The 21418-nt window shown below is 63.9% G+C and carries 19 protein-coding genes; 12 read left to right on the forward strand and 7 right to left on the reverse strand.

Going from position 1 to position 21418, the window contains the following annotated elements; genetic code table 11:
• Window positions 1–35: 35 nt before the first annotated feature.
• Window positions 36–2792 (forward strand): SLBB domain-containing protein, encoded by a 2757-nt coding sequence (locus tag WDN01_01280; GenBank protein ID MEJ0024632.1) that lies wholly within the window; start codon window positions 36–38, stop codon window positions 2790–2792.
• A 148-nt stretch (window positions 2793–2940) separates the two neighbouring features.
• Here WDN01_01280 and galU read toward each other — a convergent pair whose 3' ends face one another.
• Window positions 2941–3819, reverse strand: coding sequence for a UTP--glucose-1-phosphate uridylyltransferase GalU (galU, locus tag WDN01_01285; GenBank protein MEJ0024633.1), 879 nt, complete (start codon window positions 3817–3819; stop codon window positions 2941–2943).
• A gap of 216 nt (window positions 3820–4035) precedes the next feature.
• Window positions 4036–4668 carry a hypothetical protein gene (locus tag WDN01_01290; GenBank protein ID MEJ0024634.1) on the reverse strand — a complete coding sequence of 211 codons (633 nt, stop codon included), beginning with the start codon at window positions 4666–4668 and terminating at the stop codon, window positions 4036–4038.
• Here WDN01_01290 and WDN01_01295 point away from each other — a divergent pair.
• The 7 genes from WDN01_01295 to cysN all read left to right on the forward strand — a co-directional run bounded on the left by WDN01_01295 (window position 4561) and on the right by cysN (window position 12769).
• Window positions 4561–5685 carry a capsule assembly Wzi family protein gene (locus tag WDN01_01295; GenBank protein MEJ0024635.1) on the forward strand — a complete coding sequence of 375 codons (1125 nt, stop codon included), beginning with the start codon at window positions 4561–4563 and terminating at the stop codon, window positions 5683–5685. The two genes, WDN01_01290 and WDN01_01295, sit on opposite strands and share 108 nt — an antisense overlap.
• 101 nt (window positions 5686–5786) lie before the next feature.
• Window positions 5787–7232: a mannose-1-phosphate guanylyltransferase/mannose-6-phosphate isomerase gene (locus WDN01_01300; protein MEJ0024636.1), complete on the forward strand. Its 1446-nt coding sequence runs from the start codon at window positions 5787–5789 to the stop codon at window positions 7230–7232.
• Window positions 7229–8206, forward strand: a complete 978-nt coding sequence (gene galE / locus WDN01_01305; GenBank protein ID MEJ0024637.1) for a UDP-glucose 4-epimerase GalE — start codon at window positions 7229–7231, stop codon at window positions 8204–8206. The genes WDN01_01300 and galE overlap by 4 nt, the downstream gene beginning before the upstream one ends.
• A gap of 169 nt (window positions 8207–8375) precedes the next feature.
• Entirely contained in the window at window positions 8376–8630 is a 255-nt protein-coding gene (locus WDN01_01310; GenBank protein ID MEJ0024638.1) for a hypothetical protein, read from the forward strand.
• A gap of 131 nt (window positions 8631–8761) precedes the next feature.
• Window positions 8762–9907: a DUF2914 domain-containing protein gene (locus WDN01_01315; protein ID MEJ0024639.1), complete on the forward strand. Its 1146-nt coding sequence runs from the start codon at window positions 8762–8764 to the stop codon at window positions 9905–9907.
• A 73-nt stretch (window positions 9908–9980) separates the two neighbouring features.
• Window positions 9981–10883: a sulfate adenylyltransferase subunit CysD gene (cysD, locus tag WDN01_01320; protein MEJ0024640.1), complete on the forward strand. Its 903-nt coding sequence runs from the start codon at window positions 9981–9983 to the stop codon at window positions 10881–10883.
• Entirely contained in the window at window positions 10883–12769 is a 1887-nt protein-coding gene (gene cysN, locus WDN01_01325; GenBank protein ID MEJ0024641.1) for a sulfate adenylyltransferase subunit CysN, read from the forward strand. The genes cysD and cysN overlap by 1 nt, the downstream gene beginning before the upstream one ends.
• Here cysN and WDN01_01330 read toward each other — a convergent pair.
• On the reverse strand, window positions 12766–13470 hold the full coding sequence (locus tag WDN01_01330) for an isoprenylcysteine carboxylmethyltransferase family protein (GenBank protein MEJ0024642.1): 705 nt from the start codon (window positions 13468–13470) through the stop codon (window positions 12766–12768). The genes cysN and WDN01_01330 overlap by 4 nt on opposite strands.
• The gene (locus WDN01_01335) at window positions 13436–14746 is read right to left on the reverse strand and encodes a UDP-glucose/GDP-mannose dehydrogenase family protein (GenBank protein ID MEJ0024643.1); all 1311 of its coding nucleotides are present in this window, start codon (window positions 14744–14746) and stop codon (window positions 13436–13438) included. Before WDN01_01335 ends, WDN01_01330 begins: the two co-directional genes overlap by 35 nt.
• A 147-nt stretch (window positions 14747–14893) precedes the next feature.
• On the opposite strand from WDN01_01335, the gene pseB reads away from it, so the two are divergent.
• On the forward strand, window positions 14894–15997 hold the full coding sequence (pseB, locus tag WDN01_01340; GenBank protein MEJ0024644.1) for a UDP-N-acetylglucosamine 4,6-dehydratase (inverting): 1104 nt from the start codon (window positions 14894–14896) through the stop codon (window positions 15995–15997).
• 3 nt (window positions 15998–16000) lie between these two features.
• Here the strand turns inward: pseB and WDN01_01345 are convergent, their stop codons facing one another.
• Window positions 16001–16876, reverse strand: coding sequence for an aldo/keto reductase (locus WDN01_01345; protein MEJ0024645.1), 876 nt, complete (start codon window positions 16874–16876; stop codon window positions 16001–16003).
• Between the two features lie 69 nt (window positions 16877–16945).
• Between WDN01_01345 and WDN01_01350 the strand changes: the two genes are divergently transcribed.
• Window positions 16946–17854 carry an ABC transporter ATP-binding protein gene (locus WDN01_01350; GenBank protein MEJ0024646.1) on the forward strand — a complete coding sequence of 303 codons (909 nt, stop codon included), beginning with the start codon at window positions 16946–16948 and terminating at the stop codon, window positions 17852–17854.
• Window positions 17851–19209: a hypothetical protein gene (locus tag WDN01_01355; GenBank protein ID MEJ0024647.1), complete on the forward strand. Its 1359-nt coding sequence runs from the start codon at window positions 17851–17853 to the stop codon at window positions 19207–19209. Before WDN01_01350 ends, WDN01_01355 begins: the two co-directional genes overlap by 4 nt.
• Here the strand turns inward: WDN01_01355 and WDN01_01360 are convergent.
• On the reverse strand, window positions 19206–19574 hold the full coding sequence (locus WDN01_01360) for a DUF6285 domain-containing protein (protein ID MEJ0024648.1): 369 nt from the start codon (window positions 19572–19574) through the stop codon (window positions 19206–19208). The genes WDN01_01355 and WDN01_01360 overlap by 4 nt on opposite strands.
• A 6-nt stretch (window positions 19575–19580) precedes the next feature.
• Complete coding sequence (locus WDN01_01365; protein MEJ0024649.1) at window positions 19581–20762, reverse strand: phosphotransferase family protein; 1182 nt, start codon at window positions 20760–20762, stop codon at window positions 19581–19583.
• 8 nt (window positions 20763–20770) lie between these two features.
• Here WDN01_01365 and WDN01_01370 point away from each other — a divergent pair, with 8 nt between their 5' ends.
• Window positions 20771–21340: a hypothetical protein gene (locus tag WDN01_01370; GenBank protein ID MEJ0024650.1), complete on the forward strand. Its 570-nt coding sequence runs from the start codon at window positions 20771–20773 to the stop codon at window positions 21338–21340.
• Window positions 21341–21418 lie beyond the last annotated feature (78 nt).

The raw sequence follows: 21418 nt of genomic DNA on the forward strand, positions 1-21418 counted from the left end.
GGCACTGGGGCGGGCACGTCGCGGGCTGTAGCTGCATGTTGAAGGTATTCATGATTCGGCTGAGGCGAGGCCGGGGCGTGTTGGTGCGTCCGGTGTCGGTCGTAGCCGCGATCGCGGCAATTTTGGCATTGCAGATTTTTCAGATTGCGGTGGCGCAGGACGCCGGCGCCGGCTTAAGTTCCGACGATCTGCGCGCCCTGCAACATCTTCCCTCGCGTGGTTCGACCGCGGACGAGCCGCCCAGGCCCGAGGTCCGTACCTACCAACCGGTCATTCCGCTCCAGCCGTCCTCGCCCCCTTCGCGTCTCGAAGAGTTGTATTCCAACCGCGCCGGCCGTCCCATGGTGCAATTCGGGTACGATTTTCTGGGTGTGCCGTCGCAAGTGTCGATTGCGCAGACCGGCGCGGTTTCGGACGACTTCGTTCTCGGGCAGGGAGACCGGCTTGAAATCGCGCTCCGCGGCCAGGAGAACGATAACTTCAAGGTCTATGTCGATCGCGACGGGCGGGTTCTGCTTCCAAAGCTTCCGCCCATCATGGCCGCCGGGCGGTCGTTCGGCGATTTTCGGCGCGATCTCAAGGAACTCGTCTCGCGTGCCTACATTTCGACGCAAGTCTTCGTGTCTCTCGGGGAATTGCACCAGTTCTCGGTCGTCGTCACCGGCGATGTGCGCTCACCGGGTCCCAGGATCGTGAATTCGCTTGCGACGCCGCTCGACGCGATCCTTCTCTCGGGCGGCATCGCAAAGACCGGCAGCCTTCGCAATGTGCAATTGCTGCGAAACGGCACGCGGCGGATTATCGACCTATACTCCATCATCGCGCAGGGATCGGCCGGCGGGCTCGGCCGCCTGATGGACGGCGACCGCATCTATGTTCCTCCGCTCGGGCCCACTGTCGGCATAGCGGGCTATGTCCGCAAGCCCGGCATCTACGAACTTGCGGGCGGAGCCGCGGGCGCGAGCGCGCAGGCGCTCGTCCGGCTGGCGGGCGGGGTCGAGATCAGCGGCTCCTTCGACCTGTCGAAGACCAGCCTTGACCGCGACGGCAGCACGACGCTTATCCCTGTGCAGCAGGGATCTTTCGTGCGGAGCGGCGAAGTACTGTTCGTCGAACTGGGCAGGAATGCCGGGCTCGGCAGGGTGATGCTCAGGGGAGCGGTCACCTTGGAGCAGATCCGTCCGATATCGTCGGCGCGCACCGTGTCGGATCTCGTCACCAGCACCAACGATCTTATGGCGAATGCATACGGACCGTTCGCTGTTATCGTGCGCCGCGAGCCGGTCACGAACGCGACAAGGCTGTTGCCGTTCTCTCTCATCGGCGCCATCGCCAGACGAGATTCGATCGCGCTTCAGTCATCGGACATGGTGTACGTCTTCACCAATGAGGATGTCAGGGCGCTCGCGCGAGAGGCCACGAAGAATTTAAATTCCGGATTCGATCCCTTCGCCAATCTGGACAATCTTCCAGGGCGTGCGCCCAACGCGGCTGGCGGCCGTGCGGTCGCACCGGCGACGCCAGTCACCCCGCTTCCCCCGACGACAACGGGCGGTCCGCCGTCGGCAGCCCGCGATTCCGACAGATCTTTGACCTTGTCGCCGGAGACGGCGGCAATCGCTCAGGCGGCGGACATTCAGCGCAAGCAGGGCGGCATAGATACGGTCACGACCGAGGAGCGCAGCGAGACGCCCGCGCAGGTCGCCCTGCGCCTGGCGAAGGCGCTGGGCGTCACATCCGCTGAACTGGTCTCATTGGCGGGCGACAACCTCGTCTGGGTGCTCGATCAGGTATACGCACCGGGGCCTTATCTCGCCGCCAAGGGCACGACGCTTTCGGACATGATCCAGAATGGCGGCGGCGTGACGCAGCGCGCGGATTTGTCAGCCGTCGAAGTGACATCCACGGAGGTGGACCAGCTCCAGGGGCGCACCCAAACGACCAGGCAGCTGCTTGCGATGAACGATGTGACATTCGCGAACACGCGCGTCCGGCCGATGGACGTCATACGTCTTCACCCGATCTTCTCCGATCGCGATAGTGGAACCGTCACCGTATCGGGGCAGGTGCGCTTCCCCGGTGTGTTCGACATCACGCGCGAGGAGCGGCTGTCGTCCCTGCTGCAACGCGCGGGCGGGTTGACCGAAGTTGCCTATCCCTATGGCGCCATTTTTACGCGCAAGCAGGCGGCCATAACGGAGCGTCAGGGAAACGACCGCGCCGCACGTGAAATCGAGAGCCAGTTGGCCATCTTGGCCACGTCGCCGAGACAGCAGCAGCAGCAGGATACGTCCACGGATCTCAACTTCCTGATTGAGCTCTCGGACCGGCTCCGCAACACTCCGACCCTGGGGCGCATCGTGGTGACGGCCGACCCGACGGTGTTGGCAGCCAAGCCCGAACTGGACGTCATCTTGCAGCCGGGCGACGCGCTCTTTCTGCCGAAGCGGCCGTCAAGCGTGACGGTATCCGGAGAAGTTCTGAACTCCGGTTCGTTCCAATACCAGTCGGGATTGACGGTCGACGAGTATATCCGGATGGCTGGCGGCACCACGCAGTCGGCGGACGCGGGCAGCACGTTCATCGTGCTGCCGGATGGGAGTGCCACGCCTCGCGGGGACAGCTGGCTTTCCTTCGGCAATGGCGGGCGCATACCGCCCGGTGCCACGATCGTCGTTCCCCGCGACCTGCGCCCGTTCGATTGGACAGAGGTCCTGAAGGATATTACCCAGATTACCAGTCAGTTGGCTGTCACGGCGGCGTCGCTCTCGATTCTGGGCAACAACAATTAGATTTGGCCGGCGTCGGCAAGCGGCCGGCAATTCGAACAGTGTCTGGAAAGATTGCTTGCCTGATTGCTCTCGTGGCGCTTCGCTGAGCCGGGCAGGCAGTGTCTTTTCCGGTTATCAGGGCGACGGACCCGTTTGCCGATGGGCTTGATCAGCCAGGAAGCTTGAGCGCCAGGCGCAATGCCGGCGCTATGTCCGGTCGGCTCAAGCCGACTTCGATATTGGCCTGCAGAAAACCGACCTTGTCGCCGCAGTCGTAGCGGGTGCAGCTTGTCTTCGCGGCATGGACCGGGACGCGGCCGATGAGGCGCACCATCGAATCCGTCAGCTGAATTTCGCCCCCGGAGCCTTTCTTGCGGCGCTCCAGCTCGGTGAATATCTCCGGCGGCAGGATGTATCGGCCGATGATGCATAGCTGCGACGGCGCCTCGGACGGCTTCGGCTTTTCGACCATTCCCTTGACCTCGACCGCACTGCCCTTAACCGCGCCGGGCGCGATGACGCCGTAGCGCTGGGTCTCCTCGAGCGGTTTCTCCTCCGCCGCCACGACGATGCCACCACCCACCTCGGAATAGACTTTCAGCATCTGGCTGAGGCCCCCCGGGGAGCCGACCAACAGATCGTCCACGAGCAGGACGGCGAACGGCTCGTCGCCGACGAGGTGGCGCGCGCACCACACCGCATGCCCCAGTCCGAGCGGCTTTTGCTGCCGCGTGAACGATACGGCGCCGCTGCTGGGCAGGCTCTCCAGCAGTCCCTGGAGCTCCTTGGTCTTGCCGCTGCCGCTCAACAGGGATTCGAGCTCGTATGCGTGATCGAAATGGTCCTCGATAATGTGCTTTCCGCGTCCGGTAACGAAGATGAACTGTTCGATTCCGGCCTCGCGCGCTTCCTCGACGGCGTATTGCACGACCGGCTTGTCCACCACCGGCAGCATCTCCTTGGGCACGGCCTTGGTGGCGGGCAGAAATCGGGTCCCTAGACCGGCCACGGGAAATACTGCTTTGCGAACAGGCTTGAAGCTTGCCATCTGGCACCGGACTCCGAGAGCTGATGTGGTAACCTTCTTCGCACAGAGTATTGGGAGCGTCCATATTTGCGGTTCTGGAATGCTGCCCACTGCGGCGGTTCGCCCGCCGGGGAGGAGTGCCAATGGGCGCGGCGCTGACGACTTTCGCGTCGGCGCCAAAGCGGGTGTTTGACCGGGGGTGAGAACCGAACGCGCGACGTGTAACCGCACGCTGTTTCAGCGGTGCCGCGCTTGAACCTGCCGTCTCGTTGCGACATCGTTGTTGATATTGCCGGTCTCGCTTGCCGTCCGTCGCGAAACCATCACGTGCACCCAAAGAATATGCCGTTCAGACTTTTTGTGCACTGCAGGATCGGTTAGGATCGCGGCATCTTGCGAATTTGGGGTTCGGAGAAGGGCGTGATGCGCGGAAATCATTGGCTCGTGCCCGTTTGCCTGCTTGTCTCCATTTTTACGGCCGTAGCGTCCCAGGCATCGCCCTGGGCCGAAGTCGGCGATTCCCAACTTCGTTCGGATATCGAGATATTGTCGGCGGCGCATGTCATCGACGGTATCACGACGCAGTGGCCGCTTCCCTGGGCCAGCATCCTGACGCGGCTGCGCGATTCCGATACGCTTGCGGATATGCCGGATTTTGTTCGCGATGCCGCGGATCGCGTGTCCCATGTGGCGCAAGCGCAGATGCGCTTCGGCGAAGTACGGTTTCAGGCTGACCTGGATGGAACGAACGATCCCAGCGTGGTGCGCGGGTTCGATGGGCTCGGACGCGAAACGGCCGTCGGGCAGTTGTCCGGCGAATACATGGATTCGACCACGGCGATCAGACTGTCGGCCGGCGCGGAGCTGCACGCGCACACCGGCCGCACCGCCTTTGTCCCGGACAACAGCTATATCGCCCAGAAGATCGGGGGCGCCGTCGTCTATGGGGGCTATCTGACCCATTGGTGGGGGCCGGGCTGGACGTCGGCGCTGTCGCTCTCCAACAACGCGCGCCCCATACCGCAGATCGGCATCGCGCGCGACGAGACCAGCGCCTTTGAATCGCCCTGGCTGTCGTGGATCGGACCGTGGCAGATGGAGTTTTTCGTGGGCTGGCTCGACGACAGCCGTATCGCGACCAACACGCTCTACAATGCGCTGCGCGTCACCTTCAATCCGCTGCCGGGTCTGGAAATCGGGCTTTCCCGCACCCAGGAGCTCTGCGGTGAGGGTCATCCCTGCGTCCCCTTGAAGTACTATTTCGAATTCTCAAACGACAACACCCATCTCAACCACACCAATGACGAGGGCGTTATCGACATCAAGTATAGCGGACTGCTGGATCGGTCGCCCTACGAAGTCTACATGCAGTTGATGAACGAGGATTCGAATCCGATCACGCACTCGACCACGAGCCACCTGTTCGGCGCCAGTTACTGGCTTCCCGTTGCGGGCACCACGGTTCGGCTGACCGCCGAATATGCGGACAGCGTTCCGACCTTGAACATCTTCAGTTTCGGCGACGTCGAACATGGCTTCGCTTACAACAACGGGGGCTATCCGGACGGCATGCGGTACCGCGGGCGGACGCTCGGCTTCAGCCTCGACAGCGACTCGACCCTGCTGACCTTGCAGAGCGCCTGGCGCGATTCCGACGGGTGGGACTACACGGTCTCGTTCCATCATGCAGCGGTGTCGAACCCCAACAACACCCTGGGCAATGTCGTGACGTCCGCACCGGTTCACATCAATTTGGGCGAGGTCCGCGTTGCCGTGCCGTTCCGCAATGTCGATTTCGTCCTGGCCGGTCGGCTCCAAGACGACCAGCCGAGGCCGGATCGCGGGTTCGAGGCTTCCATCGAACTCGCCGTCAGCTACGCGCTATAGGGACGAAATGTCCGTTTTTGGTTAAATCGAGCCACAATACGGCGTTCGTCGCCGCCGATTTCGCGATATGATATGAAAGGGCGCGCTTTCGGAACGGGCAAATGAACTCTGTCGTATCCCTATTTCCAGTCATTCTCTCTGGCGGCAGCGGCACCCGGCTTTGGCCGCTGTCCCGTGCGGCGCTGCCCAAGCAGCTCCTGGCGCTCAACGGCGCGCGCACGATGATCCAGGACACGGTCCTGAGGGCCCAGGTTCCGAACGCCCAGCCGCCGATCCTGCTGTGCAGCGAGGGTCACCGCTTCCTGGTGGCCGAGCAGATGCAGGTCATCGGCGTGGCGCCGAAGGCGATCGTGCTGGAGCCTTTCGGACGCAATACGGCGCCGGCTGCGGTGATCGCGGCGCTTCTGGTCTCGGCGGAGGATCCGTCCGGTGTGGTGCTTCTTCTCGCGTCCGACCATGTGGTTACCGACGAGGAAGCGTTTCGCGCCGCCGTGGCGCGCGCCGCCGAAGCCGCCCGCCAGGGCAGCATCGTCACCTTCGGCGTGACGCCTGAAGGTCCCGAAACCGGATACGGCTACATCCAGAGGGGCGAACACATCGCCGCCGGCGTCGACGCGGTCAAGCGCTTCGCCGAGAAGCCGGATCGCGAAAAGGCGCTGAGCTATCTCGCCTCCGGAGACTATCTGTGGAACAGCGGCATGTTCATATTCCGAGCCGACGTGCTGATCGCGGAGATGCGGCGTCTGGAGCCGGGGCTCGTCGAATCCTGCGAGGCCGCACTTGGCTCCGCCGGCCGCGATCTCGATTTCGTGCGGCTGGGAGCCGACGCGTTCGAGAAGGTCAAGGACATCTCGCTGGACTATGCGGTCATGGAAAAGACCGACAAGGCCGCGGTGGTGCCGTGCTCGTTCGGCTGGAGCGATGTCGGCGCGTGGTCGTCGCTTTGGGCGCTGCGCAGCCGCGACGAGAACGGCAACGTCCTGCAGGGCGATGTCCTGGTCCATGATGCTCGCGATTCCTTCGTGCGTAGCGAAAAGGGCCTGACCGCGCTCGTCGGCGTGAAGGACCTGGTCGTGGTCGTCACCGAGGACGCGGTCCTTGTCGCGGACAAGCGCCGGGCGCAGGACGTGAAGGCGATCGTCGATCAGATGAAGCTGGCCGATCGCGCCGAACTCCACGAGCACAAGGTCGTCTACAGGCCCTGGGGGAGTTATCAGGGCATCGACGCCGGCGATGGCTATCAGGTCAAGCAGATAATCGTGAAGCCGGGCGGCAGGCTTTCCTTGCAGAGCCATGCCAAGCGCGCCGAACATTGGATCGTGGTCCAGGGCACCGCAAAGGTGACCTGCGACGACAAGGTATTCCTTCTGCAGGAAAATCAATCGACCTTCATTCCGCTCGGCGCCAGGCATCGGCTCGAAAACCCGGGCAGGCAACCGCTCCGTCTCATCGAGGTTCAGTCGGGCTCTTATCTCGGCGAGGACGATATCGTTCGCTACGACGACGCCTATGGCCGCGCAGCCGACAGGCCGGCGGCGAATTCGTGAGCGTTCTCGTCACCGGCGGCGCCGGCTATATCGGAAGCCATACGGTCTTCGCACTCCTGGATCGCGGCAACGATGTCGTGGTTCTCGACAATCTTTCGACCGGCCTGCGCAGCCATGTCGGCGATGGCGCGACCTTCGTGCAGGGCGAAGCCGGCGACCAGGCGCTGGTGCGTGACCTGATCGCAACCCACAGGGTCGATTCCGTCATCCATTTTGCGGGCTCGATCGTCGTGCCGGAGTCTGTTTCCGAGCCGCTCTGGTATTACAAGAACAATGTTGTCGCCTCGCGCGACCTGCTCGAAGCCTGCGTCGCCGGCGGCGTGACGTCGTTCATCTTTTCCTCGACCGCAACGGTCTACGCGGACGATGCGGCCCAGCCGCTCGCGGAAGACGAGCGCAAGGCGCCGATCAGCCCCTATGCGCGCTCCAAGCTGATGATGGAGTGGATGCTCCAGGATGTCTCGCGGGCCACCGGCCTGCGCCACATCGTGCTGCGCTATTTCAACGTCTGCGGCGCCGATCCGGCGGGCCGGACCGGTCAGGTGTCGCGCGTGCCGACCCATCTCATCAAGCGCGCCTGCATGGTGGCGCTCGGCCGTATTCCTCATCTCGACATCTTCGGCACCGACTATCCCACGTCCGACGGCACCGGGGTGCGCGACTACATCCATGTCACCGATCTCGCCAGCGCCCATATCCTGGCGCTGGATTCCCTTAGGAGCGGGGCGGCGTCGACGTCGTACAATTGCGGCTATGGCCGCGGCCGCAGCGTGCGCGAAGTCGTTGCCGCGGTGGAACGGGTCACCGGTGCAAAGCTTCCGGTACGCGAGGGCCCCCGCCGGGCCGGCGATCCGCCCACCCTGATCGCCGATCCCACCCGCATTCGGACCACCCTCGGCTGGACGCCGCAACACGACGATATCGAGGAAATCGTGCGGTCGGCACTCGCTTGGGAGCGGCGGCTAAACAATTGACCCGTCATGTGGGACTGGGAAAATCGTTCCAAATCGTGGCGACGGCCAATGGAAATTCCGCATCTGTTGCACTGCCGCAACAGCCAAACTGGCGTTTAATGCGTTGATTTGATTGACTCACATCCGGGGTCACGGTATCCATTTATCACCTTTTGGTGGAGGACGGTTCATGTCGCAGAAGCTGGGCACTTTGGCACTGGCAGCAGCACTTCTTGTTTCCAGCTCGGTCGGTGCATTTGCCGCAGGCGCGGACCATCCTGCTCTCGCGCCGGGCAAGGCGGCGGGCGTCAAGGAAGCCGCTCTTCGCGCGCCTATTTGGGTCTGGGTTGCCGGCGTCGGTTTCGTGGCGCTTGGCGTTGGCCTTGTGGCGAGCGGCAATGGAAATGGCTCGTCGAGCAGCACGACGACGGCGACTCACCTCTGAGCCAATCGAATTCGTTTTGCGAGGGCGCGCGTCCGACATTATTGGCCGCGCGCCCTTTGCATTTTGAAACTCTCGGCCCGAAGATTTGATCTTGGGGCAATCCGGCGGAACCGCTGCCGGCATTCGTCGAAATGGGCCAGACGCGCAATTCCGACGACGGCAGCCGGCCGCGGCTTTCCGTCGTGCCGATGCAGCCGATCAAGACCGTCATCGCCTTTGCCCATCAGTATGAGCGGCATCTGTCGGCCGCGTCGCTGGTCGGCGGCTTTGCCTTCGACAGCTACAGTTTCGGGCGAATCGATCACGCGTCGACGCACATCGTTTTCCTTGCCTATCTCGCGGTGGCAGGTGTCGCGATTGCAACCTCGCATGCTCTCGAGTCGCGCCCGCCGGAGCGTCAGCCCTCCGAACGGACTCGCACCGTCCTGACCGCCGTCACGCAATTCGCGCTCGGCTGTCTGTTGAGCGGGTTCTGCGTCTTTTACCTGCGCAGCGCGTCGCTATGGGCCTCCTGGCCCTATCTTCTGGTGCTGGCGGGCATCTTCATCGGCAATGAGGTTTTCAAGCAGTACGCGACCCGCTTCGCCCTGTCGTTGCTGCTCTATTTCTTTGCGCTGCTGTCCTACGCGATCCTGCTCGTGCCGGTGGTGATCGCGACCATAGGAACGGTCCCCTTCATCGCCAGCAGCGTCCTGGCGCTCGCCACGTTCTGGTTCTACGCCGACGTCCTGCGCTGGCTCGGCCGCGACCGCTGGCGGTCCGTGCGCCTCTACGTGGCAGGCGGCGTGCTTGCCGTGACGGCGGCCGTCAACCTGTTCTACTTCGTGAAGATCCTGCCGCCCTTACCGCTCGCGCTCGCCGACGCCGGCATCTACCATTCGGCCAAGAAGGTCGGGAACGCCTACCAGGTCATGGAGGAGCCACAGCCCTGGACGACCTATTGGGGGGCGCCACCGATGCTGCATCTGACGCCCGGCGAAAAGCTCTACCTCTATGCCGCCGTCTTCGCGCCCGGGCGGCTCCAGACCACCATCGTGCATCAATGGGAATGGTTCGATCCCGTGAAGCGCCGCTGGATCCCGCTCTCTAGGGTCAGTTTTCCGATCCATGGCGGCCGGGATGCTGGCTATCGCGGCTATTCCATCAAATCCAAGCCTCGGGCAGGGGACTGGCGGGTCAACATCACGACCGGCGACGGGCGGTCGGTCGGCCGCATCCGCTTCGCCGTCGCGCTGGAATCGCCGCCCGAGCCGCTCCAGATCAAGACGCTGAATTAGGCGCCCTTGCTTTGGCGTCGCGCGCGGCATATTTCACACCAACTCCTTGGGGTCCAAGTTTTTGTCCACCAATATGCCTGTAATATCCCATTTGCGCCGCCTCGAGGCCGAGAGCATCCACATCATGCGGGAGGTGGCGGCCGAGTTCGCCAATCCGGTGATGCTCTATTCGATCGGCAAGGACTCTTCGGTGATGCTGCATCTGGCGATGAAGGCGTTCTATCCCAGCGTGCCGCCCTTTCCGCTGCTCCATGTCGACACGACCTGGAAATTCCGCGAGATGATCCAGTTCCGCGACGAGACGGCGAAGCGCCTCGGCCTCAAACTGCTCGTCCATGTCAACGAAGATGGCGTAAAGCGCGGCATCAATCCCTTCGATTCCGGCTCGTCGCTTCATACCCAGGTGATGAAGACCGAGGCCTTGAAACAGGCGCTCGACAAATACGGTTTCGACGCGGCATTCGGCGGCGCGCGGCGCGATGAGGAGAAATCCCGCGCCAAGGAGCGCATCTTCTCTTTCCGCAACGCCAATCACGCCTGGGATCCGAAGAACCAGCGCCCCGAGCTTTGGCGCGTCTACAACACACGCATCAACAAGGGCGAGAGCATCCGGGTTTTCCCGCTGTCGAACTGGACAGAGCTCGACATCTGGCAATACATCATGGCCGAGCGCATCCCGATCGTGCCCCTCTACTTCGCCAAGAAGCGTCCGGTGGTGGAACGTGACGGCACGCTCATTATGGTCGACGACGATCGGATGAAGCTCCGCAGCGGCGAGGAGGTCCAAAACCGGCTCGTCCGTTTCCGCACGCTGGGCTGTTATCCGCTGACCGGCGCGATCGATTCCGGCGCCGACACCCTGGAAGGCATCGTCACCGAGATGTTCACCGCGCGCACCTCGGAACGGCAGGGCCGGCTGATCGACTCCGACGAGAAGTCGTCGATGGAGAAGAAGAAGAAGGAGGGGTACTTCTAGTGAATACCCCCACCGACCTTTCGCAGTTTCTCGCCGCCCAGGAAAAGAAGTCGCTTCTGCGCTTCCTGACCTGCGGCAGCGTCGACGACGGCAAGTCCACGCTGATCGGCCGGCTGCTCTACGATTCCAAGCTGCTGTTCGAGGATCACCTCGCGACGCTCGAGAAGGATTCGCGGAAGCACGGCACCACCGGCGACGACATCGACTTCGCGCTGCTGGTCGACGGGCTCGAAGCGGAGCGTGAGCAAGGTATCACCATCGACGTAGCCTATCGCTTTTTCGCCACCGACAAGCGGAAGTTCATCGTCGCCGACACGCCGGGCCACGAGCAGTACACGCGCAACATGGCGACCGGCGCGTCGAACTCCGAGCTCGCGGTCATCCTGATCGATGCGCGCAAGGGTGTGCTGGTCCAGACCCGCCGCCACGCCTATATCGCCTCGCTGCTGGGGATCCGCCACGTGGTCCTGGCGATCAACAAGATCGACCTTGTCGGCTTCTCGAAAGAGAGGTTCGACGCCATCGTGCGCGAATTTTCGCTGTTCGCCGAACGCCTCGGTTTTTTCACCGTCGTGCCGATCCCGATCTCGGCGCGCTTCGGCGACAACGTGATCGCCAGAAGCGCGAACACGCCCTGGTACGACGGTCCCGTCCTGCTCGATCACCTCGAAACGGTCGATGTCGACACCGCGCTCACGGCCAAGCCGTTCCGCTTTCCGGTGCAATGGGTCAACCGCCCCAACCTCGATTTCCGCGGCTTCGCCGGCACGGTGGCGAGCGGACGCATCGCGCAGGGCGATGCCATCGCGGTCGCCAAATCGGGCCGCACCAGCACCGTCAAGCGCATCGTCACCATCGACGGCGATCTGACGGAGGCGATAGCGGGCGCGGCGGTTACGCTCGTCCTCGACGACGAGGTCGACATCTCGCGCGGCGACGTGCTGTGCGCTCCGGCGGCCCGGCCGGACGTGACCGACCAGTTCGCCGCCCATCTCCTCTGGATGGCGGAGGACGAATTGCTGCCCGGCCGCCAATACCTCCTCAAGCTGGCGACCACGATGGTTCCCGTTACGGTCACCACGCTCAAGCACAAGATCGACGTCGATACGCTCGATCAGCACGCCGCCAAGACGCTGCAGCTTAACGAGGTCGGCTACGGCAATTTCTCGACGTCGCAGCCTATCGCGGTTGATCCCTATCGCGACAACCGCGACATGGGCGGGTTCATCCTGATCGATCGCTCCACCAATGCGACGGTGGGCGCCGGCATGATCGATTTCGGCCTCCGGCGCGCCACCAACGTCCATTGGCAGGCGCTCGACGTCGACAAGCTCGCCCGTGCCGGCCAGAAGGGCCAGAAGCCGGCCGTGCTGTGGTTCACCGGCCTCTCGGGCTCGGGCAAGTCCACCATCGCCAACCTCGTGGAGCGCGCACTGTTCGTCGAAGGGCGCCACACTTATCTGCTGGACGGGGACAATGTCCGTCACGGCCTCAACCGCGATCTCGGCTTCACCGATGCCGACCGCGTCGAAAACATCCGCCGCGTCGGGGAGGCGGCGAAGCTGTTCGTCGACGCCGGCCTTATCGTCCTGGTCTCGTTCATCTCGCCCTTCCGCTCGGAGCGGCGCATGGCGCGCGAGCTTGTAGGCACCGGCGAGTTCATCGAGGTCTTCGTCGATACGCCGATAGAGGTGTGCATGCAGCGCGATCCCAAGGGCCTCTACCAGAAAGCCAAGGCCGGCGAGATCAAGAATTTCACCGGCATCGACAGCCCCTATGAGGCTCCGGAGAAGGCGGAACTGCACATCGAGACCGTGACCGGCGAGGCCGCGGCGCACGCCGCGGCGATCGTGAGCCATCTGCGCGAGCGCGGCTTCCTGACCTAATAGATGCGGGGCAGAAGCCGCGCCGTCCTGTCCCGGTAGGCGGAATAGGACGGGTAGGTTCGCGCGAGGATGTCTTCCTCGAAGGACATGCGGCGGATTTGAAGCACGATGGTGGCGAGCACGATCATCGCTGCCCAGGGCTGGCGAAAGCCGAGCATGATTCCGAGCATCGAGACGATCTCCGCCAGGTACAGGGGATGACGCACAAGCCGGTACGGTCCCGTGGCGACGAAGCCGCGAGCTTCCGGAAAGATGGCGAAGCCGCGCCCGAGCCAGGCCAGCACCGCGAAAGAGCCCACTATGCCGGTCATCGTCAGCGCGAAGGAAAGGCCTGCCCAGCCCGCGCCCAGTGCGACGTGGGGCAACAGTAGCAAGGTGAAATTGAAATTCGCTCCAAGGACCGCGACTGCGCGGGGCCAGAAATCTCGGGTCTTTGCGACGGGCAGCCGGCGGACGAGGAACAGGAACGCCTGAAGTCCGAAGAACAGCGAAGTCGCGACTTCGTTGGCGATCAGGAGCCCTTCGGTCGCCCCTTTGACGTGCGGCCATTGGCGCGCGACCAAGATGGCGTTTCCGGCCACCGCAAGGGCATAAAACATGGCCACCGGCGCGGCAAAAGCGAGGTCGTAGGCCCGCGAATGCGCGAAACCTTCGGCCGGAGCCGGTTCAGGAGCCGGTGGTGGCGCGCCCGACGCTGACATAGGTGAAGCCCGCTGCCGCCATCTGGGCGGGATTGTAGATGTTGCGGAGGTCGACCATAAGCGGCCGCTTGAGCAAGGATTTCATGCGGCCGACGTCGAGAGCGCGGAATTCGTTCCATTCGGTCAAAATGACGACGCCGTCGGCGCCGTCGAGCGCGTGATACGCGTCGTCGCACAATTCGATATTGAGCAGCTTGTGAGCTTCGCGCCCGCCCTGGGGATCGAAGGCGCAGATCGTGGCGCCCGCCTTCTGGAGCCAAGGAACGATGACGAGGCTCGGCGCGTCGCGCATGTCGTCTGTGTTCGGCTTGAAGGTCAGGCCCAGCACGGCGATCGTCTTGCCGGCGACTCCCGAGAACGCCTGCTCGATCTTTTCCGCCATCGCGAACTTGCGCGCGTCGTTCACGGCGACTACCGCCTCGACCAGGCGCGACGGCGCGCCGGCTTCCTGCGCCGTCTGCAGCAGCGCCAGCGTATCTTTCGGGAAGCATGAGCCGCCGAAGCCGGGTCCGGCATGGAGGAATTTGTTGCCGATGCGGCCGTCCAGGCCGATGCCGCGGGCGACATCCTGCACGTCGGCACCGACCTTCTCGCACAACGACGCCATCTCGTTGATGAAGGTGATCTTTGTCGCGAGGAAAGCGTTGGCGGCGTATTTGATGAGCTCGGAGCTTTCCCGGCTGGTGAATAGCATCGGGGTCTCATTCAAGTAGAGTGGCCGATAGACTTCCCGCATCACCTGACGCGCGCGATCGGTGTCGCACCCGACCACGACGCGGTCCGGTCGTCGGAAATCGTCGATCGCCGCGCCCTCGCGCAGGAATTCGGGGTTTGAGGCCATGTCGAACGCCGCCGCCGGATTGATGCCGCGGATGATCTTTTCGACCTCCCGGCTAGTGCCGACCGGCACCGTCGATTTCGTCACCACAACGGCATAGCCGTCGAGCGCGGCCGCGATCTCCCGCGCGGCAGCGTAGACATAGGACAGATCGGCATGGCCGTCGCCGCGCCGGCTGGGCGTTCCGACTGCGATAAACACGGCATCGGCACCCTGCACGGCAGCGCCGATCTCAGTCTCGAATTTGAGCCGACCGGCCCGGACATTGGCCTCGACCACATGCTCCAGGCCGGGCTCGAAGATCGGGATCTCGCCCCGCCTCAGTGCTGCGATCTTTTCCGCCACCTTGTCGACGCAGGTGACGTCGTGGCCGAATTCGGACAGGCAGGCGCCGGAAACCAGACCCACATAACCGGTGCCGATCATTGCGATGCGCATCGTTTACCTTTTGCTAAGCGACCAAATCCCGGGATGGAGCGCTATTATACCCGCCCCGGCGACAATTAGACGGCAATTCGAAGCTTTCCGGAACCACTTGTTAAGCACGTTTGGGGAGACTGCAAAGGTCGAAGAGGACCTTTTGCCATGAGCAAGCCTGCCGTCGCGCTGGCGCGCACGCAGATATCCCACGAAAGCCCGGCGCTGGCGGCCGAGCCTTCGGTAGCGTTCCGCGATTTCACCCAGCCCTGGCTCGATCTGAACGACAAGTCGGTGCTCGTCACCGGCGGCACGGGGTCGTTCGGCAAGCACTTCATGAAGACGGTCGTCGCCCGCTACAAGCCGCGGCGGGTCATCGTCTTTTCGCGCGACGAACTCAAGCAGTCCGACATGCAGCTCGAATTCCCGATGACGCAATATCCGTTCATCCGCTATTTCATCGGCGACGTGCGCGACCGCGACCGCCTCGACATGGCGCTGCGCGATGTAGATTACGTCGTGCATGCCGCGGCGCTCAAGCAGGTCACAACCGCCGAATACAATCCCTTCGAGTGTATCCGCACCAATGTATTCGGTGCCGAAAATATCGTCTACGCGGCGCTTCGGCGCAACGTGAAGAAAGTGATCGCGCTGTCCACCGACAAGGCGGCCAATCCGGTCAACCTTTACGGCGCGTCCAAGCTCGCCTCCGACAAGATCTTCGTCGCGGCCAACAACCTGGCCGGTTCGGACGGGACCAAGTTCTCGGTCGTGCGTTACGGCAACGTCTTCGGCTCGAGGGGCTCCGTCGTGCCGTTCTTCCGCAAGCTGGCCGCCGACGGCGCCGACAGCGTTCCGATCACCGATCCGCGCATGACTCGCTTCTGGATCACGCTGACCCAGGGGGTGAACTTCGTGCTGTCGAGCATGGAGATGATGCGCGGTGGCGAGATCTACGTCCCCAAGATCGCCTCCACGACCATCACCGACCTGGCGCGCATCATCAGTCCCGCGCTGGCGCAGAAGATCGTCGGGATCCGCCCAGGCGAGAAGCTGCACGAAACCATGATCCCAGCCGACGATTCGCATTGGACCGTCGATATGCAGGACCGCTACGTCATCCTGGCGAGCTTCGCCACGGCGGCGCGCGAGGCCTATCTGTCACGCGGCGCGGTACCGGTGCCCGAAGGCTTCTCCTATTCGAGCGACACCAATCCCGAGGCGCTCGACGTACGTGGCCTGCAGACGCTGCTGCAGATGGCCTACGCCTGAGCCTTACCAAAGCGACGGCGTCAGGACGACGTCGTCATCCAGCGCGCAGGCGGACCAATCGATGGCCGGTGCGGGCCGGGCGGCCGCGTCCAAAATTTCCTCGAATTCCCGTAACGATGTGACGCCGACCAGCGCGACGTCGATCTCCGGACGGCCGAGCGCAAAGGCGAGGGCGGCCGCCAGCGGGGTCGATCCTGCGTCGGCGATCCGCGCCCGTAAACCCGCCAGATGCGGCGCGGCGGCGCGCAGCTTCGGCGGGAACTTCTGGTCGCCAAGAAACAGCAGGCCCTGCAGGAAGATCGAGCGGGCGTGGATTTCGACGCCCATATCCTTGATGGCTGCCAGTGCGCCGGTAAGCAGCAGGCGCTGATCGAGCAGGCTGAACGGTATCTGCATCGCCGCGGGGTGGAAACGCCGCGCCAGCGCCACCGGGTCGTCCGAAACATAGGCGGAGATTCCGACCCCGCCGAACAGGCCTTCGTCACGCAGGCCGAGCAGAGCGCTCCACAGCGCGTCGCCGTCGGCACCGGCCAGATCGGCCGCCGCATGGACCAGAAGCAGGTCGACCGGCCTGCGCCGCAACTTATCGACCGATTGCCGCGCGCGCGCCACGACGGCATCGAGGCCGTTCTTGAGCGAGATCGTCTTTGTCACGATCCGCAGCGGCACCGCCACGTCCGCGAGCGCGCCGAGGACGCCCTCCGCTTCGCCGTAGCCGGCTGCGGTGTCGAGCGTGCGAAGGCCCGCTTCTGCCGCCCGGCGCAGGATGGCGGCGACGTCGTCGGCCGATACGCGGCCCGCCGCGTTGGATATCCCGTAAGCTTGACCGAACTGCACCGTGCCCAGTCCCAGTCTTTCGAAGATGTCGGCGCGAGTCATGCCGCTATTCCGTCATATTGACGCTCGATATGATAGGTCTTGTCCGTCTCCTGGGAATCGCGTTCGTCCATGATCGAAGTCGAGGACCTCGTCTACGAATACCCGACCGCGCGCGCCTTGAAGGGCGTATCGCTGAAGGTCGCCGACCGTACGATCACCGCCCTGGTCGGGCCCAACGGGGCGGGCAAGACGACGCTTCTTCGCTGCTTGGCGGCGCTCGAATACCCCTATTCGGGGCGGGTCCTGGTAAACGGCCTGGAGACGACGCAGGCGCCTCGCGACATCCACGCCGCCATGGGCTACCTGCCCGACTTCTACGGCCTCTACAACGACCTCACGGCTCGCCAATGCCTGACCTACGCGGCGCGCTCGCACGGCATCGCATCGGCGCTGACCGCGGCGGCGGTCGAGAAGGCCGCCGGTCGCGTCGGGCTGCTGGATCGGCTGGAATCGCGCGCCGGCGAGCTGTCGCGCGGCCTGCGCCAGCGGCTCGCCATCGGCCAGGCTATCGTGCACGAGCCCAAAGTCCTTCTATTGGACGAGCCGGCCGCCGGCCTCGACCCGCAGGCACGGCGAGACCTTTCCGCCCTGCTCATCGCGCTGCGCGACACGGACATGACGCTCGTCGTGTCCTCGCACATCCTGGCCGAGCTCGAGGATTACTGCTCGGAAATGATCATCATCGAGAACGGCCTGATCGCCGGCGGCAAGGCGATCAAGGTGCGCGACGACGCGCGGCCGCGCTACATGATCGAGCTCGCCACCGCGCGCAGCGACCTGAAGGACTTCCTTATCGCCAAGGGTGCCGACGTCGTCGAGGCCGACCAGAACCATGCGCTGATCGCCTTTACCCGCAACGCAGGGGCGCGCGCCAAGCTGCTGCGCGAGCTGGTCGGTGCGGGCTTCGATGTCGCCTCGTTTTCCGAATCGAGCAAGGCGCTGGAAGACGCCTATTTCGCACAAGTGGGCCGGACATGAACCCCGAATTCGAACGCAATGTCTGGCTCGAACTGACGCCTCGCCGCGTCCTTCTGATGATCGGATTGCTGGCATTGATCTTCTTCGCCGCGGCGCTGGTCGGGGACAACTGGACGCCGTCGGCGGCTGCATCCTGGCTCTACTATCTGATCGTGGTGGTGTGGGGCTCGCGCAGCGCCGCGCTGAGCGTGGTCGGCGAGATCCGCGACCGCACCTGGGACGGCCAGCGCCTCTCCTCCCTCGGCGCCGGGACGATGACCTGGGGCAAGCTGTTCGGATCGACGATCTACAACTGGCTCGGCGGCGCGATTTGCCTTGCGCTCATCCTCGTCAATGTTGTGACGCATCTGGGCCTCGTGACGGCCGTTCTGGAGCTCGCCTACTATCTGGGCATCGGCATCATCGCCCAGGCGGCGGCGCTTCTCGCGAGCTTGGTGGCGGTCGGCCGCGGCCAGAGCCATTCCCGCTTCGAGATCTTCGTCTACCAGATGGTCGGCCTCATCGCCGCGGCAGCAGTCTATTGGGTGTGGAGCGCGGCCGATCCTGTCGCCGCCTTGCTGACGCACAAGTCGGCGGTCGACTTCATCCTGTGGTGGGGCACCGGCCTCGATGCACGGGCTTTTCTGCTTGTCTCCGTCGCGATCTTCGCCGGCTGGACGCTAATCGGCTGCTACCGCGAGATGCGGCTCGAGCTCAAGATGCGCAACGGGCCCTTGGTGTGGCTGGCCTTCCTTCTGTTCATGGGCATCTATGTCGCCGGCTTCGACGCCTGGCTGTCGGCAGACATGGCGAACTGGGACGCGGTGGCGCTCCGGCTTCTGCTCGCCGCCTCGACCTTCGCCGTCCTGACCTATGTGATGGTGCTGCTGGAGCCCAAGGATCGCGTGCACTATCGCTGGATGGCGGCCCAGTTCGCGCAAGGCCATGTCGCCAACGCGCTGTCGGGCCTTCAGGCCTGGATGATGAGCTATGGCACGGGCGTCCTCATCGCGATCGGACTTTCGCTCTGGCTGCTGCGCGATCCTCTGACCGCGGCCTTCGGCCAACCGCTCGTAGTCGCGACCGCTGGCTTCGTGACCCGCGATGTCGCCCTGTTCGTGCTGATGCAGACGCTGCCCGGCAAGCGCCGGGGCGATTTCGGGGCGCTCGCGATTCTGTTCGCGCTCTATGTGCTGACACCGGCGATCCTGACGGGTCTGCACGCGAACGCGCTGCTGTTCCTGTTCTATCCGCAGATCCAATCGCCGAACTGGATCGGCGCGGCTGCGGCCTGGATCGAAGGCTTGGTTGTTGCGGGCCTCGCCGTGGGGCGGCTGGCACTCCCCGAGCGGGAAGCAAAGCCCCTCCTCGCCTAGTCGGCCAGAAAGCGCTTCAGCCCGCCATAATTCGGCTGGTCGATCACCACCTTATCGCGGGTCGTCAGGGCGAGATGCTCGGCGAGGCCGGGCGTCTCGAGCCCGACGCGTCCGTCGCGGATTTTCTTGCACAATTCGCGGTTCAGCGCGTCCAGCGCGCCGTCATGGCCAAGAAGAGACGCCAGTCGCGCGCGCTCCGCCTCGCCCGACACAGTGCCGTGCTCCAGCTCGCGCGCCACGATGCCCAGCGCATTTGCCGCCACCCGCGCATGGAAGGCGGTGTGGCCCTTGAGTTCGGGCATGGCGCGCTGCTCGATGAAATCGCGCACCGCGCTGACGAGTTCGAGCATCGAAGGCTGGTCCATCATGGCTCAGATCTTTCCGCGGATAATGAGGTTCACCAGATCGATTTCGTTCTCCGACGCACGCCGGCCGATCGCGGCGCGCTCGACCGAACGGTCGCGCACAAAGCCCTGATACATGCTCATGCACATCACGCCCCATTTGAGCGAGCCGTAGACGATCCAGGTACGGGCTTCTTCTTCCGTCACATGACCGCCGCCCGCGGCTTCATAGCCGGCGAGCAGATCGGCGAGGTCGCCGAAACCGCCGACAACCTTTTCCTGTATGCCGAAGCGCCAGGAATTGGTGCAGATCCAGCCGATGTCCTCCAGCGGATCGCCGATATGGACGAGTTCCCAGTCGAGCGCGGCCTCCACGCCCTTGGGCGAGATCAGGAGATTGCCGTGTCGGAAATCGCCATGGACCAGCGTCTGGCGGCGTGCGCCCGACATCCGCGGCTCCAGCCATTTAAACGCCATCTCGAACACCGGATGGGGATAGTCGTAGACATCGTAGGTGTCGCGGTAGCGGCGCAGCTGCGTGGGGCCATCCGTCACGGGAAGTACTTGGCGCAGCGCCGCCGTGAGTTCGACGGCGTGGATACGCGCGAGCGTTTCGCCGCATTGCCGCGCGAGGTCGGGGCGGACGGCATCGAATTCCTTGTCGCGCAGAATCTTGCGGGCGATCGTCTCGCCGGGCAGCCGGTCCATTACATAGCCTTCGCCGATGCCGTCGGACTCCTTGAGCACATAGCGCACACGCGGCGCGGCGACACCCGCCGCCCGGGAAGCTTCGATGGCAATGGCCTCGGTCTCGAGGGGTACGGACGTCGACGTCTCGCCCGCCGCGCGCGGTGCGCCACCCGGCGTCCGGCGCAAGATCAGTGGAACTATCCCGGCGCCGCATTCGGCATCCAGCGACCAGGTTTCCTGGCTTGCCCCTCCGGAGAGTCGCGTCAAGCCGGTCAGCCCGACAAAACCCGGAAGAACCGGGCGCAACGCTGCTTCCAATGCAGATGTAATATTGTTCATGGAGCGAATCCTACATCGTGTCGCCGCGTAACCCGCAATGGGTATCCGCGATTCATCGCACCGGCAATTCCGCGTTACTTCCCCTGCGTCATTGGATAGACTGCCGCTCGTCGAGGGGTCGACAGGGTATTCTTTTGAACAATATTTCTGCGTATGGCGTAGCGTCCGCGCGCCGTACAATCTTTTGTTTGCTGGTGATGCTCCCGATCGCCGCTGCCGATGGCGCGCGAGCGGACACCTTTGGCCGGCCATGGTCGGTCACGGTCTATGTCGGCCCGGCGACGACGAAATTCTTTGGTGCGGTATTCACCTCCGGCCGGATGCAGCCCAACGCCGTCATGGTGGGCTTGGCCGGCGATACGAGGCTGCTCTATCTCGGCCAAGGCGTCTCGCTGGGCGTCGAGGCGGAGATTACGCAATATGGCTTCGGCCATGCGAACACGACCTTTTCTCTCGGCTTGGGCTTTCAGGCCAACGCGCCATTCGGTCTCGAGCACACGCGCTTCTCGGTCTATGATGGTCCATCCTACGCGCTCGATCCGCCCTATACGTCGATCGGCTATCGCAGCGTCGTCTACAATTCCTGGCGCAAGAAGTTCGAGAATTACGTGACCCTCGAATACGCCGTCGCCCTGTCCAGCCGGTCCAACTGGGACGGCGTGATCCGCCTGTTCCACCGCTCCGGGGCCTGGGGCCTCTACACCGAAAGCGATGACGACGGACTGTCCTTCGGCCTGGGATTGAAATACGAGTTCTAGGCACGGCGCAGACCGCGTCACCGATCCGGGCGCGGGGCAATCCTTTCGCCGGCAGATCGGTTTCTGCCGTGGGAGCCA

Source organism: Rhizomicrobium sp. (assembly GCA_037200985.1).
Lineage (GTDB): Bacteria > Pseudomonadota > Alphaproteobacteria > Micropepsales > Micropepsaceae > Rhizomicrobium.